General features: G+C 37.8%; 21 protein-coding genes. 11 read left to right on the forward strand and 10 right to left on the reverse strand.

Features of this window, described 5'->3' with window-relative positions; genetic code table 11:
• Positions 1 to 16 precede the first annotated feature (16 nt).
• The 3 genes from VB694_RS10200 to VB694_RS10210 all read left to right on the forward strand — a co-directional run bounded on the left by VB694_RS10200 (position 17) and on the right by VB694_RS10210 (position 1607).
• Positions 17 to 511 carry a pentapeptide repeat-containing protein gene (locus VB694_RS10200; RefSeq protein ID WP_323360206.1) on the forward strand — a complete coding sequence of 165 codons (495 nt, stop codon included), beginning with the start codon at positions 17 to 19 and terminating at the stop codon, positions 509 to 511.
• 288 nt (positions 512 to 799) lie between these two features.
• Positions 800 to 1327, forward strand: a complete 528-nt coding sequence (locus tag VB694_RS10205) for a J domain-containing protein (RefSeq protein ID WP_323360207.1) — start codon at positions 800 to 802, stop codon at positions 1325 to 1327.
• 7 nt (positions 1328 to 1334) lie between these two features.
• Entirely contained in the window at positions 1335 to 1607 is a 273-nt protein-coding gene (locus VB694_RS10210; protein ID WP_323360208.1) for a DUF3143 domain-containing protein, read from the forward strand.
• A gap of 59 nt (positions 1608 to 1666) precedes the next feature.
• Here the strand turns inward: VB694_RS10210 and VB694_RS10215 are convergent, their stop codons facing one another.
• The 4 genes from VB694_RS10215 to lysA form a co-directional block, all read right to left on the reverse strand.
• Complete coding sequence (locus VB694_RS10215; RefSeq protein WP_323360209.1) at positions 1667 to 2107, reverse strand: DUF29 domain-containing protein; 441 nt, start codon at positions 2105 to 2107, stop codon at positions 1667 to 1669.
• A 46-nt stretch (positions 2108 to 2153) separates the two neighbouring features.
• A complete protein-coding gene (locus VB694_RS10220; RefSeq protein WP_323360210.1) occupies positions 2154 to 2903 on the reverse strand; it encodes an isoprenyl transferase in 750 nt (249 codons plus the stop codon).
• Positions 2900 to 3838, reverse strand: a complete 939-nt coding sequence (gene cdaA, locus VB694_RS10225; protein ID WP_323360211.1) for a diadenylate cyclase CdaA — start codon at positions 3836 to 3838, stop codon at positions 2900 to 2902. Before cdaA ends, VB694_RS10220 begins: the two co-directional genes overlap by 4 nt.
• 89 nt (positions 3839 to 3927) lie before the next feature.
• Positions 3928 to 5355, reverse strand: a complete 1428-nt coding sequence (gene lysA / locus VB694_RS10230; RefSeq protein WP_323360212.1) for a diaminopimelate decarboxylase — start codon at positions 5353 to 5355, stop codon at positions 3928 to 3930.
• Between the two features lie 148 nt (positions 5356 to 5503).
• Here lysA and rimI point away from each other — a divergent pair, with 148 nt between their 5' ends.
• The 6 genes from rimI (at position 5504) to VB694_RS10260 (ending at position 10914) form a co-directional block, all read left to right on the forward strand.
• Positions 5504 to 6061 (forward strand): ribosomal protein S18-alanine N-acetyltransferase, encoded by a 558-nt coding sequence (rimI, locus tag VB694_RS10235; RefSeq protein WP_323360213.1) that lies wholly within the window; start codon positions 5504 to 5506, stop codon positions 6059 to 6061.
• 410 nt (positions 6062 to 6471) lie between these two features.
• Positions 6472 to 8943, forward strand: coding sequence for an ATP-dependent Clp protease ATP-binding subunit (locus VB694_RS10240; protein ID WP_323360278.1), 2472 nt, complete (start codon positions 6472 to 6474; stop codon positions 8941 to 8943).
• Positions 8944 to 9169: 226 nt separating this feature from the next.
• Positions 9170 to 9727 (forward strand): Panacea domain-containing protein, encoded by a 558-nt coding sequence (locus VB694_RS10245; protein ID WP_323360214.1) that lies wholly within the window; start codon positions 9170 to 9172, stop codon positions 9725 to 9727.
• Entirely contained in the window at positions 9720 to 10112 is a 393-nt protein-coding gene (locus tag VB694_RS10250; protein ID WP_323360215.1) for a hypothetical protein, read from the forward strand. Before VB694_RS10245 ends, VB694_RS10250 begins: the two co-directional genes overlap by 8 nt.
• 13 nt (positions 10113 to 10125) lie before the next feature.
• A complete protein-coding gene (locus tag VB694_RS10255; protein ID WP_323360216.1) occupies positions 10126 to 10374 on the forward strand; it encodes a hypothetical protein in 249 nt (82 codons plus the stop codon).
• Between the two features lie 93 nt (positions 10375 to 10467).
• A complete protein-coding gene (locus tag VB694_RS10260; RefSeq protein ID WP_323360217.1) occupies positions 10468 to 10914 on the forward strand; it encodes a hypothetical protein in 447 nt (148 codons plus the stop codon).
• A gap of 80 nt (positions 10915 to 10994) precedes the next feature.
• Here the strand turns inward: VB694_RS10260 and VB694_RS10265 are convergent, their stop codons facing one another.
• The 5 genes from VB694_RS10265 to VB694_RS10285 form a co-directional block, all read right to left on the reverse strand.
• Positions 10995 to 12824, reverse strand: coding sequence for a hypothetical protein (locus VB694_RS10265; RefSeq protein WP_323360218.1), 1830 nt, complete (start codon positions 12822 to 12824; stop codon positions 10995 to 10997).
• 82 nt (positions 12825 to 12906) lie between these two features.
• The gene (locus VB694_RS10270) at positions 12907 to 13323 is read right to left on the reverse strand and encodes a PIN domain-containing protein (RefSeq protein WP_323360219.1); all 417 of its coding nucleotides are present in this window, start codon (positions 13321 to 13323) and stop codon (positions 12907 to 12909) included.
• Complete coding sequence (locus VB694_RS10275; RefSeq protein WP_323360220.1) at positions 13320 to 13541, reverse strand: hypothetical protein; 222 nt, start codon at positions 13539 to 13541, stop codon at positions 13320 to 13322. Before VB694_RS10275 ends, VB694_RS10270 begins: the two co-directional genes overlap by 4 nt.
• A 186-nt stretch (positions 13542 to 13727) precedes the next feature.
• Entirely contained in the window at positions 13728 to 14483 is a 756-nt protein-coding gene (locus VB694_RS10280) for a TspO/MBR family protein (RefSeq protein WP_323360221.1), read from the reverse strand.
• A 241-nt stretch (positions 14484 to 14724) separates the two neighbouring features.
• The gene (locus tag VB694_RS10285; RefSeq protein WP_323360222.1) at positions 14725 to 15669 is read right to left on the reverse strand and encodes a J domain-containing protein; all 945 of its coding nucleotides are present in this window, start codon (positions 15667 to 15669) and stop codon (positions 14725 to 14727) included.
• Positions 15670 to 15980: 311 nt separating this feature from the next.
• On the opposite strand from VB694_RS10285, the gene VB694_RS10290 reads away from it, so the two are divergent.
• Both VB694_RS10290 and VB694_RS10295 read left to right on the forward strand, forming a co-directional pair.
• Complete coding sequence (locus VB694_RS10290; protein ID WP_323360279.1) at positions 15981 to 16355, forward strand: NINE protein; 375 nt, start codon at positions 15981 to 15983, stop codon at positions 16353 to 16355.
• A gap of 11 nt (positions 16356 to 16366) precedes the next feature.
• Complete coding sequence (locus VB694_RS10295; protein WP_323360223.1) at positions 16367 to 16897, forward strand: ComEA family DNA-binding protein; 531 nt, start codon at positions 16367 to 16369, stop codon at positions 16895 to 16897.
• A 97-nt stretch (positions 16898 to 16994) separates the two neighbouring features.
• Here the strand turns inward: VB694_RS10295 and lepB are convergent, their stop codons facing one another.
• Positions 16995 to 17567 (reverse strand): signal peptidase I, encoded by a 573-nt coding sequence (lepB, locus tag VB694_RS10300; protein WP_323360224.1) that lies wholly within the window; start codon positions 17565 to 17567, stop codon positions 16995 to 16997.
• Positions 17568 to 17634: the final 67 nt, after the last annotated feature.

Below are 17634 nucleotides of genomic sequence, written 5' to 3' on the forward strand. Positions count from 1 at the left end.
TTATTAAGCAAAAATTATGAAGTATTGGCAAATACTCGCTAGTGTTGTTTTAGCTGTGGTGTTGTTTGTGTCTCCCTTATCAGCACAAGCAGCAAGTTCTTCCAGCATTACCCGTTCTGCTGGTGATGAAGTCCAAGGTCAAGATTTTTCTGGACAAAATTTAATCGGTACTGAGTATACCAATGTGAAGTTAGAAAATACTAACTTTAGCAATGCTAACTTACGGGGTGTTGTGTTTAACGGTACTATATTGGAAGGAGTAAATTTACATAATGTAGATTTTCGTCAAGGTATAGCTTATTTAGCAAAGTTCAAAAATGCTGATTTTAGTGATGCACTATTAACAGATGCCATGATGCTGCGTTCAGTTTTTGATCATGTTGATGTCACTGGTGCAGATTTCACTAATGCAATTTTAGATGGGGTAGAAATCAAAAAACTTTGTGTTAATGCTAGTGGTGTAAATTCTAAAACTGGTGTAGATACTCGTGAATCTTTAGGTTGTAAATAAGTATACTCAAAACGGCTTAATTATTTGATTCTATAGGTAGGGGTTTAGCACTGCTAAACCCCTACACATCCAGGTTTCGTAATCTTGCAAAAGTCCATGTCTCAACCGTGTTTAGTATGGCTGTGACTTAAAAAACTTCATATTTAGATCCCCAACTGATCAAAAAATTGGGGATCAACACTACTGTTACCATTTTGATATGAAGATACGGTAAAATCTGCCTGAGCAAATGAATATAAAATATCTAAAATATAAAAAACAGATTTGAGCAAAGTAAATTAAACAGTCGTGAGTCAAACCGGGAAAAAGCTACACAGCAGTAAACCTACATATTACTCCCTATTAGGACTGCACCCTTCCGCGTCAGTGATAGATATCCGCCGCGCTTATCGGGAACTGAGCAAACAGTATCACCCAGATACCACAGAATTACCTGATTATGTTGCTACCGCTAAATTTCAGGAAATTAACGAAGCGTATGCTACCCTCAGTCATCCAGAACAGCGTTTCAGTTATGATTTAAAGATTGGGTACTCTCGCTTTGGCGTGATTCAAGCACCAACAGATTTAAACAATTCCGTGCATAAACCTTATGATTACTCAAAATCAATGTATCTTGATGCGAGCGATCGCCCTCTATCCTCTGGAGAAATATTTGTATTATTTGTGTTAAGTTTAACAATTGTGGGTTGTTTAATACTAGCGATCGCTATTGGTATCATTCGTGGTGAATCTAGTTTACAAACCCAACTTACCCCAACCACCCATATTTCACAATTTCCACAACCGATACCAACCAATAATTTTCAATCTTGAATTTCCTATGCCTACTTTATCTGCCGACACACCACTGTATAACCATTCTTTGCCACAAATTGAACAATGGCTAAAAGACCAAGGTTGTCAACAAGATGAAACTGAGTTACACTGCTGGCGCTTGCAAAAACCAAGTTGGCAAGCAGAACTATGGTTAGATATCGAGCAAATTACAGTCCGATATATTCAAGCAGCAGAACCCACTCAAAATATCCAACGTTCTTTTAAATATTCCCTGAGTCGGCAAGATATTCAAGCAGCAGTTTTTTCTGGTCCTTAAGTCCAATTCCAGCATCGCTTTTGCATCCTACAAACAAACTCATGACAGAAATAATCAGCTTAATTATTCTCCCAAAAGTTAGAATTTAGGAGTATTTCTAACTCCGATGAATACTGCCATTCTGAAGGAAAATTGACTGATTTATACTCATTACTGACATTAGCTAAACTTCGTCGCCAAGCCTCCTTAAAACTCGTATCCCATAGAGACTTGAGACTGGGTACTTGGGTAATTAATACATCAAGTTCAGTTCGTTGTGTGCGAATCGTGCGTTCCCAGCCATTATAATCGTAGGGTAAGTCAACATATAATCGCTTGAGTAAATGTTCTAGTAATACAATTAAACGACTCAGTAGTTCTCTTTTTTGCGAAGTTCCCAAAGCCTCTACTTCCTCAATCAGATTTTCAATATCCAAGGTTTCAAAATCCCGTTTTTTGAGCTTGGCAACAGTATCTTCAACCCAGAGTAAAATATCTTGATCATAGAGGGATAGTGTCATATTTAATTTTTCTCCCAAATCTTACTATTGAATATAGCATTACTTCCTAAACCTTACCAAATCTCCGTTCTCGTTGTTGATAGGCACATAAAGCCCGGTGAAATTCCTTTCTATCAAAATCTGGCCAGAGAGTATCAGTAATATAAATTTCCCCATAGGCCATTTGCCAAAGTAAGAAATTAGATAATCGCATTTCTCCACTGGTACGGATCAATAAATCTGGATCTTTTATTCCGGCTGTATATAAATGACTTTCAAATAATTCTTCAGAAATTTCATCAGGATTTAATATACCCTGCTGTACCTTTTGAGCGATCGCTCGACAAGCCTGTAAAATTTCTTGTCTACCGCCATAATTAGTAGCTACTGTAAACTTAATGCTGAGATTATCCTTAGTTTCTGCCATTGAGCGAGAAATTTCTGCTTGCAGGGATTTTGGTAAAGCTTGCAAATTGCCCACAAACTGAATCTGCACATTCTCCTCTATCATTTCCCGTAATTCTTGCCGCAAAACCCGCTGGAACAAACTCATTAAAAACTCCACCTCTTCCTGTGGCCTTTTCCAGTTCTCCGTAGAAAAAGCATAGGCAGTCAGGGCTTTAATACCCCAATCCTTACAACAGTGCAGCAAATCCTTGAGGGCATCCACTCCCCGCTTATGCCCCATAATTCGGGGTAGACCTTGACGTTTAGCCCATCGACCATTGCCATCCATAATCACCGCAACGTGCTGGGGAAGTAATTCTTTTTTTAAATCAGAGGGTAAATATTGCAGTTCAGTATGTTGTGTTGTCATTTTTCGGTCTTATTTTTTTGGCGAGAAGCCGTCGATGGTAATCTGAGTAAACGTGAAAGCAGTGCTAGTGTCTGAGCAGCAATCTGACTAATTAGACTGAAAAGACCAGGTGCTACAGCTTCCCGATCTACAGTGGGCGAAAATCGAGCCTCTAAAGACTCTTTTAGCTTTCTAATCGTCAATGGTCTGTATAGAGTTCCTCGTTCCGCTAAAGAAATAGAACCCGTTTCTTCTGATACAACGACACAAATACAATTTTCGACCCGCTCAGTAATTCCCATTGCTGCCCGATGGCGTGTACCCAGCTGGCGCGAGGCTGTGCGTCCTGAAAGTGGTAAAATTATACCCGATGATACAATCCGCGAACCACGGATCAAGGTTGCCCCATCATGCAATAAAGTTTTTGGCTGAAAAATTGTTTGTATCAGTTCCTTAGACACCTCTGCATTTAACTTTACTCCAGGTACGGAAAAATCTCGCTCATCAATTGGACCGGAAGTTTCCAAAATCAGCAAAGCGCCAATCCGATTTTTTGACAGTTCTTTCACAGCATCAACAATTTCATCAATCACGCTATCAGATTTAGGGACTGCCAAGCGGTTCGGTTGAAATAACAGTCTGAACTCACCCCGTCCCAATTGTTCCAAAAATCGGCGAAACTCTGATTGCAGTGCTACAGCCATTGCTACAGCACAACCAATTACCAGCTTTTCCAGAACGAAATTGAGTAAAGGTAGTCCTAAAGTGCCACTTAATGCTGAAGCCAACATCAAGAGTATGAATCCCCGCACCATCCACAGCGTTCGGCGTTCACTAATAATCACCAGGATCATGTATGTCAACGCCAGCACTAACAGAATATCCAGAGTCCTAAGCAGCAAGGACTGTGACCATCCCATGTTTGTCGTCAGCCATTGCTTCCACCAATCTCTCATGACATCTGGATTCTAATAGTCATTTGTCATTTGTCATTTGTCATTAGTCATTGGTTCTTAGCTAATAACTAATGACCAAGGACTAATGACTATTTAAGTCTTTCTGGTAGGCAATCTTGTCGAATTATGTCTTGATAAGATTCGCGTTGCAAAATTAAATTTGCTTCGCCATTCGCCACTAAAACAGCTGCCGGTCGAGGCAACCGATTATAGTTAGATGCCATACTGTAATTGTATGCACCAGTTCCCATAACTACGAGAATATCACCTGGTTCAGTTTTTGGCAGTTGGGCATTTTTAATCAGGATATCTCCTGATTCGCAATGTTTACCTGCCAATGTGACTGTTTCTGTTAAGGAAGCAGACATTTTATTTGCAACTACCGCCCGATAAACCGATTGATATGTTATGGGACGGGGATTATCAGACATTCCCCCATCAATCGTTACATAAGTACGAATATCGGGAATGGTTTTAGCAGAACCAATAGTGTAGGCGGTAACGCAAGCTGTGGCAATTAGCGATCGCCCTGGTTCACACAGTAATTTAGGTAAGGGCAAATTTTCAGCCGCACAAGCTTCTTGTACTACTTCACAAATCGCCTTTGACCATTCTGCAATGCTGGGGGGATCGTCTGATTCTATGTACTTAATCCCTAAACCACCACCAACATTTAACTCTGTCAGTTCCAAGTTATATTTGGCCGCATCCCGCAACCACTGTACCATCACAGCAGCCAAATCTCGATGGGGTTGACGTTCAAAAATTTGTGAACCAATATGAGCGTGTAAACCCACACAGTTTAAATCTGGTTGTTTGCTGACAAAGGCAAAAACTTCTTCTAAATCATTGGGATCAAAACCAAATTTACTATCTAAATGTCCAGTGCGAATATATTCGTGAGTATGACATTCTATCCCCGGAGTTAACCGCAACATTATACGGATGGGGTGGTGGGGTGGTGGGGTGGTGGGGAGAGAATCACTCCCTATCTTCCTATCTGCCACTTCTACCAAGGTATGTAATTCATACCAGTTATCTACGACAATGGTACAACCTGACTCGATAGCTAAAATTAGTTCATCACGAGATTTATTATTACCGTGTAGGTAGATTTTCTCTGGACTCACGCCAGCTTCTAAAGCTGTGTACAATTCACCACCAGATACTACATCTATTCCTAAACCTTCTGAAGCCACAATGGCACAAACTGCTAAACAATTCCATGCTTTAGAGGCGTACAATACTTGAGATTCACCTTTGTAGTATTGTTTGAATGTATCCCGGTATTGTTGACAAGCAGTTCGCAGGGTTTGTTCATCTAAAATATATAAAGGTGAACCAAACTGCTGAACCAGTGTTGTAACATCACACCCACCGATTTCCAGGGAGTCGTGATGATTAACTTTGGCGCTCAAGGGTAAAAGTTCTTGATTAGGCGAAGTTGTAACACTGCGTCTTTGAGATAAATATTGATTACCAGAAGGTTGAACTTCGACGGGATGAGTCGATACCATAACTTATAAAAGCTGTCCTTGTGACAATGACGGGCATGAGTTAGTCTCTCGATTCCTAGTTTACAGCTTTGCTGGTAATGGATGATTAGTAATTAGGTTGTTCACCATCCCTATCTCCCCACTTCCTCAATTCTAAGTCCCCTTAACCGTGAAATTATTAGACTTAAAACTTCAATCTTTGACTTCAGAGCATTTAAGTAATTTATTAGAACTTGATAAAGCTTGCTTTGATGGTTTGTGGACTCTGGAAGGCTACCGACGAGAGTTGGAAAGTCCCAACAGTCTTTTTTTGGGTTTATTTTCCCCGTTTTCTGGTTCTGAGTTGCTGGGAATGGGTTGTTTTTGGTCAATTTTAGAGGAAGCACACATTACGATTTTGGCGGTTCATCCTCAATATCACTGTCAAGGTTTAGGACAGGCTTTATTGTATTCTTTACTGAAGGCCGCAAGCGATCGCGGTTTGGAACGAGCAACCTTGGAAGTCCGAGTTTCCAACCAAGAGGCCATCTCTCTATATCAAAAATTTGGCTTTAAAACTGCTGGCAGACGACCCCGTTACTATAAAGATAATGATGAAGATGCCCTGATTTTGTGGCTTTCTGACTTACAACAGCCAAAATTTCTCAAAGATTTGGATAATTGGTATATTATTGTGAGCGATCGCCTCCAAAAATCCTCTTGGTCTTTAATAATTCATAATTCATAATTCATCACGAGGTAACTACCCCCCAATCATCTTATTGACAAAAAATGTAATTGTCCGCAACACATTTATATCAGAATTTTAAATTCTTGAGTCGATGTTCATTTAAAAAACTTATAGTAAATGAGAAAAATTTGACAAAGTACCAGAAAATATGATATTTAATTCTGTTTGGGACTAGATCAACAAAATCTCAACATTGGCGGTATATAGTTTGTGATTAGTCCCACAAAAGCTGGTAAATTCGACCTCCTCAGCACACTAGCTACACAAAAAGTAATAAAAATTTAAAAATTAACCCATCAACTTGTCTGGTGGCTAAAGGATGTCTATTTTCTTGATACAGATATCCAAAATTTTAGCCTGTGCTAAAATCAGCATACCGGCACGACGCAGGTGATGGGAAAAATGCCATGTTTGAACGCTTCACAGAAAAAGCCATTAAGGTAATCATGCTGGCCCAAGAAGAGGCCCGCCGTTTAGGTCACAACTTTGTTGGAACTGAGCAGATCCTCCTGGGTCTGATTGGGGAAGGCACAGGAGTAGCCGCCAAGGTTCTAAAGTCAATGGGTGTCAATCTTAAAGATGCCCGCATTGAAGTTGAAAAAATCATAGGCCGAGGTTCCGGCTTTGTGGCCGTGGAAATTCCGTTTACGCCACGGGCAAAGCGGGTTTTAGAACTATCCTTGGAAGAAGCACGCCAACTAGGGCATAACTACATTGGCACCGAGCATCTGCTGTTGGGCCTCATCCGCGAAGGGGAAGGTGTAGCAGCCAGAGTGCTAGAAAACCTGGGTGTAGATTTGTCTAAGGTGAGAACCCAAGTGATTAGGATGTTGGGAGAAACTGCGGAAGTTACTCCTGGCGGTTCTTCCGGTCGCACAAAAACCCCGACTTTGGATGAATTCGGCTCTAATTTGACCCAAATGGCCGTTGATAACAAACTCGATCCCGTGGTGGGACGCGCCAAGGAAATCGAGCGTGTGATTCAAATTTTGGGTCGCCGGACTAAAAATAATCCAGTGTTGATTGGTGAACCTGGGGTTGGTAAAACAGCCATTGCTGAAGGTTTAGCCAGCCGCATCGCTAACAAAGATGTCCCGGATATCTTGGAAGACAAGCGGGTGGTGACACTGGATATTGGTTTGCTTGTAGCAGGTACTAAGTACCGGGGTGAATTTGAAGAACGACTAAAAAAAATCATGGATGAAATCCGCTCTGCGGGTAATGTCATCCTGGTAATTGACGAAGTTCACACTTTGATTGGTGCAGGTGCAGCTGAAGGGGCAATTGATGCAGCAAATATCCTCAAGCCAGCTTTGGCCAGGGGTGAGTTGCAATGTATCGGTGCGACTACTTTGGATGAGTACCGGAAGCACATTGAACGGGATGCAGCGTTGGAAAGACGCTTCCAGCCTGTGATGGTGGGTGAGCCTTCCGTTGATGAAACAATTGAAATTTTATATGGTTTGCGCGAACGCTATGAAGCACACCACAAGTTAAAAATCTCCGATGAAGCTTTAGTAGCGGCTGCAAAATTGTCTGATCGATATATTAGCGATCGCTATTTACCAGATAAAGCCATCGACTTGGTTGATGAAGCAGGTTCTCGCGTCCGCTTGATTAACTCCCAGCTACCCCCAGCAGCGAAGGAGTTAGACAAGGAATTACGGCAAATCTTAAAAGAAAAAGATGATGCTGTCCGTTCTCAGGACTTTGACAAAGCCGGTGAACTGCGCGATCGAGAAATGGAAATCAAAGCGGAAATTCGCACCATTGCTCAAACCAAAACCAACGCAGCGGGTGGTGATGGTCTAGAACCTGTCGTTACAGAAGAAGACATTGCTCACATTGTTGCTTCTTGGACAGGTGTACCAGTGAATAAACTCACTGAGTCCGAATCCGAGAAATTGCTGCACATGGAAGACACCTTACATCAGCGCCTTATCGGTCAAGATGACGCTGTGAAGGCTGTTTCCCGCGCTATTCGTCGCGCTCGTGTGGGTTTGAAAAATCCCAACCGACCGATCGCTAGTTTTGTCTTCTCTGGGCCAACTGGGGTAGGTAAAACCGAATTAGCCAAATCCTTAGCGTCCTACTTCTTCGGTTCAGAAGAAGCCATGATTCGCTTGGATATGTCCGAATATATGGAGCGTCACACCGTCAGTAAATTGATCGGTTCACCTCCTGGTTATGTCGGCTACAACGAAGGTGGTCAGCTAACGGAAGCTGTCCGTCGTCGTCCTTACACCGTGGTGCTATTCGACGAAATCGAAAAGGCGCACCCCGATGTATTTAATATGCTTCTACAAATTTTGGAAGATGGTCGCTTAACTGACGCGAAAGGTCGCACGGTGGACTTTAAGAACACCTTGCTGATTTTGACTTCCAATATTGGTTCTAAGGTAATTGAAAAAGGTGGTAGCGGTATCGGCTTCGAGTTCTCTGAAGATGCGACTGAGACACAATACAACAGAATTCGCTCTTTGGTGAATGAGGAACTGAAACAATACTTCCGTCCTGAGTTCTTGAACCGGTTAGATGAAATTATCGTCTTCCGTCAATTGAATAAGGCTGAAGTTACCCTAATCGCCGAAATCATGCTGAAGGAAGTGTTTGGTCGCTTGACGGAGAAGGGAATTGTCTTGGAAGTGAGCGATCGCTTCAAGGACCGTTTGATCACTGAGGGTTACAGTCCTAGCTACGGTGCAAGGCCATTACGTCGGGCAATTATGCGCTTGTTGGAAGATAGTTTGGCGGAAGAAATTCTGTCTGGACGCATCAAAGATGGCGATACTGCTCTTGTTGACGTTGATGAAAATGGCATTGTCCAAGTTAGTTCTCGACAAACACGGGAGTTATCAACCCCTGGTGTTGAGTCTTAGTTAGGTTTTTGTAATTGTTAATTGAACGGTGGAGGATTTCGGTTCTCTACCGTTTTTTTTGTTTTTTTCTCACGCAGAGGCGCAGAGACGCGGAAAGGAGAAGGGAAAAAATCAAAGTTGAAATAAACTGAGTAATGATATAGTCTGAGATTTGTATAATAAATTTTCGCGTTTTCAGATCAAGATTTATAATATAGATGTACTACACTGCTTATCAAGGATAATTATGCCTATCCAGTTTCGGTTTCACCCAGAAAAAGCTGTAGAAGCAGCAGCTATACTTATGAAGCTGCATGGTAAACCTATCAAATATTTAGGTTTGCTGAAGATGCTCTACATAGCTGATAGAATTGCATTAGAAAGAATAGAACAACCCATAACAGGTGATCATTATGTATCAATGAAATATGGTCCTGTTCTTAGTGGTGTTTATGATCTAATTAAAGGTAAACCTATTAATGATGCTCTACCTCTGTGGTCTGAGTATATTTCTCCTGGTGACAAGAACTTTGTTTACTTAGTCAAAGATCCAGGAAATGATGAACTATGCGAAGAAGAAGAGGAGATTCTTCAAGAGGTATATAAAACCTTTGGACATCTTGATCCATTTCAGGTTGCTGAATGGACTCATGATTTACCAGAGTGGAAAGATCCTCATGGTTCTGCTATTCCCATTTCAGTAGAAGATATTCTGAAAAATGTTGGTAAAAGTCAGGAAGAAATTGAGGAAATTAGACAAATAGCACTGAGGGAAGCATATTTAGATGAGGTGCTAAGTGTCTAGTATTTCTATAAACATAGGAGATGTATTTTTAATTGATACACCTCCTAATGGACAACATTTTTATGTCGCAATTGCAAAAACTTCTGGTAATAAATATTTATTTGTTAATTTAACAGACAAGAAAAATAACTCTGAAAGAGTTTGTGTTTTAGCACCAGATCCGAGTTTACCAAGTTTTATTAAAAAGGAATCTATTATAGCTTACTATTTTGCTCGTGAAATGGATGCAAATGATCTTGCTATTTGTATAACTTCTGGTAGTCCTATTCCTAAAGATTGTTTATCTGCTGATATTGTATCACAAATTCAACAGGGAGGATTGATTTCTAAGAAGTTGAAGAATAAATATAAAACTGCATTGAAGAATTTTTTAGGAATTGATTAAATTAAACTTAGTAATGGGAAAGGTTTACTTGAAAATCAAGAATAACTGGAAATTTGCAGAAGTATGGATAGATGCGATGTTATCACCTCCATATATTCTGTTATTACTTTGTGACAGTGAAGGAAATTGTCAAATCTATGATCCAAAACAAGGTGAGAAGGTTGTATTTTCTAGTAATAATTATGAAGCAGCTAAGTTATGGTTACTAGAAGATGAATATGAACCGGTTGAAGGTAGGCTTTTAGCCAAGGAATTAGTATAAGTTAGTATATTTTTTGTTTCGCGCAAAGACACAAATAAATATGTTAAACTAAGTGATACACAGTTTAAGTAAATACACTACTCGAAAAACGATATGCTTAATCAAGAAAAAGTTGAACAGGCTGCTACTGATGTTATTCAAACAATCCCTGAGATAAATGAGTGGAAAATTACTACTTATGAAAGGAATGAATTAAAAGATTTTAGTTTGACTGTTGAACTTGCTGAACCATCGAATAGTGTTTATCCTATTCGTTTTATTCGTGTATCTTTAAGTGGAGAACCTGGCGATGAAAATATCAGTCTTGTCTCTCTTAATTATGGGTTGATTCCAATTCAATACTCAAATACCTATACTGTTGATAAAGCTCTTAAACCAGAAACATTTGATAACTTTGCTGAATCAGCAATGAGACAGATTTCATTCATGTCGCAGAACTGTAATCTTGAAGCCGAGGCTAACGTGCTGACATCACTAGCTTACCAATTTATATCAAAACTAATTCAAATTTTGTCAAAAAATAATCATCCAGAAGTTTAACTTGACTCTCATGTAGTAGGGTAGTTTGAACGAAGTGAACCCCAACCAATTCATTTTTAGTGTTGGGGTTTATCAGCTAACTAATATCCTGGCTTTCTTCCTGCACCGCACTTAATACATTTAACCCAACCATCACTTTTATAATTAAGTCCGTAAAATTCCAAACTATCCCTACTATCTACTGTTTTAAAACAGTTCCAACAATAATTTATATAAACATTAAAATTATGATTGCTGCCATCTAACCCTGCAATACCTGAACATTCTTTTGGATTAGCATTTGGACACCAAAAAACTGTTATTTCTTGTACAGTTGAATATTTAGAGTATTCAGGATTAAATGTCATGAAATCTGCACAGAATCTACATTTTAATCTCTCTGAGTTATTTTTGACAAAACTAGCCCAATGTTTTACTTTTTGTATGTATTGATATACATCTAAAGTAATTCTAGGAAATTTAATCTCAACATTTTTAGCATTTAAAAAATCCGTAATATATAAGTCATATGTATAATTTGTTTCCTTGGTTTCTTTGTAACTTCCTTTGATATTATCCATTACATTACTTATTAGATCACCAATTATCATATAGTATGAATCTTCACTGATCATTATTGGAAATATTTTAGACATATCTCCACCAAATTTAACTATCATTTCGATTAAATCTTGATGTATTTCAAGAAACGAAATTTGAGGATATAAATAAACTTTTAAAACGAAAGATACAATAGGATCATGTTCATAATTGACTTTGGTAATTAAATTTTGGAAATTTAAATTTTCCTGAACTGCTCGATACAAGATAAATACTTTTGCTGTACTTGACAGTTTATCCCATATATCAACCGGATTAGATTTAAATTCTTCCCATACAATATCTACTTGCTCTGTTGGGGTTAAAAATGGAAATATTCTTGGTTCTGATTTTAAATTTGATGGTATTATAGATATAATATAATCTCGTTCTTCCTGATTAGCATTTCTTAATATATCAAATATTTTTTGTAAATGGAAGTTTCTAAAGTGTCCATTATTAACAATACTAATGATATAATCAGCCTTGATTTTTGCAGGAGCTAATCTATATATTTCTAAATATTTAAGGAATGTTAATGGTAAATTTTTCCATATAGATTTAAGCTCTGTGATATTAAGCCTTTTGATTATCTCAACTAATTGATTAATTTGAGATTCACTGAAATTATTGTTAGATATTTTGTTAATAATATAGTCAGCTTTGATGTTATTTGGTGCTAATTCATAAATTTCTGCAAAGTTTAGAAATCTTAAAGGTAAATCTTTCCAAATACTTTGGGAATGAAGATGAGATTCTTGGCTAAGATATTCATAAATTTCTTTAATTAATGATATCTCTTCATATTCATCCATCAGTTGAGCGCATTTTTGAAAATAACTTTTTGGGGTTAATGATTGCCGTAATTTTTGTGAATATATATAAATTTCTATAGGAAGTGATTCAAGGAATGAATCTGATCGAGAAGCAAGTAATTTATTTTGTTTCAGACAAAGATTCACTAAATGATCGAGAGATTGACTTTTGTTAGCAAGAACAATTTTTAAATACTTAATAAAAACTGGCTGCCAGTACCGAACTCTATTAGCTAAAGCACAGGTTTGTATAGCTTCTATATCTTCTTCATTTTGTATGATATCAACATCAATAGCTTGTAGTTTTTGTCTCCCATTGTTATCTGTTATGGTTTTTAAACTAAAAGAAACAATAACATCTTTATCAATAAATTCAATATTACATTTAATATCGCGCTTGTGAAAGTATAAATCATCAGGCTTAGTTATGTGAGATATAAATCCAAAATTATTAATACGACCTGTTTTTGAGTTTATACCTCCATACCATTTTACTTCTCCCACTTCTCTATTCATAAAACACCCTTAAATTTCACTTTTTATACCATTTTACCACAAGTATAGCTCTTAGTTAAATGGTTAAGAAGTGCGATCGCTTTTACTCCCTAGAAATATGATTTAACTCCCCAGGTAAAATTACTGGAATTTCTGAACCTAAAAATCCAGACACATCACGAGTTACAATCACATTTACCATTGATTTCATAGCACAAGCATACTGCACCGCATCCTCAAAATCTTGAAAATTTAAAGCTACTGCTGTTTCTAAAATATTTTTATCAACTGTGCAAATATGTAAATCTGTGAGAATTTGAGAAATTGCATCTTGAGCAACTTTTACACCTGCTGCTTTACGAATAATATAATAAATATTAGTAATTGTAGTAGCAGCAATAAACCCTATAATTTCACTTGCATCAATTTTTGCAAATAGCTTGACTGCATCTTCTACAAAAGGTTTTCTTTCTAGTAAAAAATCTAAAACCACATTCGTATCAATAAAAACTCGCTTCATTTGTATTTTTCAGTTAGATAAGTGACATAATCTCCATCAATATTCTCATCATTTGAGATATTTACACTCTTAGCAATACCACGCAGTCGAGATAAATTACCCTTCTTTGATAGTGATATAGTTTCTTGTTGTATTGATTCTAATACAGTTTGTACCAATTGCCAGCGATCGCTCATTGGTAACTGTAATACTTGTTTTTGCAATTCTTGTAATGTCATGAGAAGATATCAAAAATTATTTATTTTCATTATATATCAATTCATCTGATGGTGAAGTGGTGTGTTAGCATTGGTTACAAAGTCGCTGTTTCTTTCTGTGGTGATAAAATTATGGTGTAAATGTGCGATCGCTCTTTATTTTATATCAAAGAAAAAATAGCGATCGCCTATTCTAAATTTATTCCTCTACTCCTCCACAGCAGCTAACTTTAAAGGATACAAAGGCTCAGATCCATTTAACTGCCAAATTCTAAATACCAATGCAGCAGCAACAGTTAACCACACACAAGAAAAAGATAAAATCATTCCCGCTAAAGGAACAGTTTGCCAATAAATTAATGTTACTACTATAGCTGATAACCAGGGTCCAAAAATCACCACAGGAACAGCAGCACCTAATCTCCGTTCTACGGTAAAAATTGTATTCCAAGTATCACCTACAGCCAGATGTACCACAAATAAAATTAAAGGCAATACTAAAAATTGGTGATTTTCATGCTGCCAAACTAATACAGAAGAAATAACCCGTAAAACAGCAATTATCATCCAAACTATGGGAAATGCTAAAGGTGGTGGCGACCATCTTGGTCTAATTACTTGGTCATAAGTTGTTCGAGAACGGGTATTATCTAAAAGCGAAAAAATGCGGGAACGAATACTTAATAAAGCAAAAAATAATGCTGTTAGTAAAGTGCTAAACCAACTGGGAAAAGCAGAATTATTATCAATCAACATTACTAATTTTTCCATTCCCAGTAATACTAGAATCATCACTCCTATTTGCAGGATAGTTCCCAGTTTATAAACTAAAACTGCTTTGATATCTAGTTCTTGTGTGGTTGCGGCTGATGTATTTAGAGACTTTTGTTGATTCCCAGGTTTTATCCCCATCACTATGTTGACAAACTGTTCAAGGATTCCAGGATTATTGGATTGATTCATAATTACGATATGGCGAATATTTTGTGGTTAACCATAATTATTTATTATATGATAATGTAATGGGAAAAAGAATAGTTTTTTCACAAGCTAAATAAAAAGCTAAATAAAAATAAGTATTGTGAAAAACAAGTGTGATTTGTAATAATAGATGATTATCAAAATCGGTTTATTTTAATGGAAATCAACAGTGTATTTAAGATATAAACTTGCATCTGCATACCCAAATTTTCCATCGACGGATTTAATCTTTCCCAGATAGAAACCGACTTAATAAAGCTGCAATACCTAAAGCTTTTGCCATTGATTTAGGATTAGATGTATCGTTTTGTTCAATTTTTAGTGTTACTGCATATTTCAAAGCTAGTGTGTGCTTAGGGTTCAGTTTTAATGCTTGACGGATATAAACTTTAGCCATACCTGTAAAGTTCTGTTGAAAATGTACCACTCCTAACAAAGCATAATGATCACTGTTATTTGGCTCTAACTTGATAGCATCACGCAGTTCTTTTACAGCTAAAGACCATTGTCCTTGTTGATGATACTGAATGGCTCGCTCATAATGACGTTGAGCGTAGTTGATTGCAGGATGTTGAGAATTTTTTGCTTCAGATAATTTCAGTTCAGCTAAGTTGGCTTTTGGCAGAGCGACAATAGATGTAGATTCAGATGTAGATTCATCTGTTAATGTTTGTGTTTCCATGAAATAATTTTTTTGCAACGATAAGTAAATCAAATTCAGTTTACTCATCCGTTTAGTAACCTGATATAAGTGTTGAAGTGATTCATATTGAGCTAATGCGTAAGATGTAATCGCTTTTTCATAGAACAATTCAGCCTCTGGTGCAGACATGGAAATGATATCCAAGTTAAAAACTTTTTGAAGATTTAAGATTGCTTGCTTATCCATACCTTCTGCTTTTGAGCGCAACGTTGCTACAACGTTGTTTCTTTTTTTTGTCTGCTTTAATTCTTGGTAAGCTGGGTTAATCAAACGAGTTAATATTACTCCGGCTAACTCTTTGTCTGGGTTATGTATATTTATATAGTTATCAGGATGCAGTAGCTTGGCTAAAACATGATATCGCTTAAAAATTTGACGATCATCAGCATTCACAGAAACTCCCAAAACAGCATAAGGGTCAACAAGTAATTCAAGCATTTCCGAAAGCAGGGAGTTTTGTGACATATTTGTGCTTATTTGTAAATAAAATTTTGGGAATACTATCAAATCTAAATATGAACTTTTTTGTTAATTGGGCTAAATTAATGCCAAGACAAGAGTTAAATTATTCTATTCGTATTGAGTTGAGGTGGTTTAAATTTACCTAACTGATCTAGATTGGCTGATAGCCATGAACTAAATCTATACAATAGATGAAGATATGTGTTTTTAGTTTTAGATTTTACCATGCTAAATTAATCTAAGTAATTTGTGATTATAGCTGTCTGATTGTGGGAATTGTGGAAATCGTAGTATTTGGATATTTTAGAGAGATGATGTTAACCAAACGAAAAAGTCGAAGTATTGCTGTTATTCTAGCCTTTTCTGGTACACTAACGATTTCAGGATTACATAAATTTTACTTAGGACAACCATTATGGGGAATTTTGTATGTATTGTTATCTTGGACACCGATTCCCAAAGTAGCTAGTGCTATAGAAGGGGTTTGGTATTTAGCGCAGGATGAAGAAGCTTTTGACCGAAACTTTAATTTTGGTAAGTCAGCAACGAAGATATCAGCACAGGTAAGTCATCAAGTAGAATCGTTGGCTCATGCTTTGCGTGAGTTAGATGGACTGCGCCAAGATGGATTAATTTCTGAGTATGAATTTGAGCAAAAGCGCCGTCAGATGCTAGACCAGATTTCTTGATGTAATTAATTATGAACAACTGGCTACCTTTAAATCTCAAATTGCAAAAACTCCGCGCCAAACTGCTAAATGATCCCTATTATCGTCTACAATCTGGTGAAGAAATTCAGATGGCTGCACAATTGGGTGTGCGTATTGATGCTAATCAAGCAACTGTAGATGATTGGCTGCGCTTACCGGGGTTGTCTATTCATCAAGGGCGATCGCTGGTCGAATTATCACGATCTGGTGTTAAATTTTATTGTATTGAAGATATTGCCGCAGCTTTGAGTTTACCTGTACAGCGGTTAGAACCACTAAAACCACTGTTCAACTTTAGTTACTATGATGATGAATCTCTAGCTAATACTACGCTAGTCAATCCAAATACTGCGACTGTAGAGAGTCTGGCAAAAATTCCGTTGATAGATTTATCTCTAGCTGAAGCAGTGGTGCATAATCGCCTCACTGCTGGTTATTACCGCAACCTAGTTGATTTTCAGCAACGGTTAGGACTATCTGGTGAGGCGATCGCTCAATTAATGTATTATCTGCGGTTTTAAGCAAAAGGCAAAAGGCAAAAGGCAAAAGGCAAAAGGCAAAAGAAGCAATTTATCCCCAATACCCAATCCCCAATACCCAATCCCCAATCCCCAATCACTAAATTAACCCGATGCGGTCTAGGGGCCAGAAGCGGAAAGTAGCACGACCAATGAGATTTTGTCTGGGTAAAAAGCCCCAGTAGCGGGAGTCATTACTATCATTGCGGTTGTCTCCCATGACAAAGAATTGATCTTCTGGGATTTTTACAGGTGGAAATGGTTGATTTGGTGGTTCGGCGATGTAGTCTTCTGGGATGGGTTGACCATTGAGGAATACTTTACCATTAGCTACGCTAATTACCTCTCCTGGCATCCCAATCACCCGTTTGATAAAGGCTTGGTTTTTGTCATATCCCCGACGTTGTAATTCTGGTGGTGATTGAAAAACGACGATATCGCCGATTGTGGGAGGATGAAAACGGTAGGATACTTTTTCTACTACTAAGCGATCGCCTGTCTGTAAGGTAGGGTACATTGATTCTGATGGGATTAACCGAGGTTCGGCGATAAATGTTCTGATTAGCAATGCTAAAGTTAGTGCGATCGCTATTAAAGTGAAATTTTCTTGCCAAGCGCCCCATGTTTTTGGAGATTTGGCAGTTTCTTTAATATTATTTTCGTGAGGATTCATACAATTTTTCAGCCAGTTGAAAATTTAAACTACAGTAGCGGTCAGAGATGATTGCGACTCTAAAGGT

The organism is Anabaena sp. UHCC 0451 (genome assembly GCF_034931405.1).
Classification (GTDB): domain Bacteria; phylum Cyanobacteriota; class Cyanobacteriia; order Cyanobacteriales; family Nostocaceae; genus RDYJ01.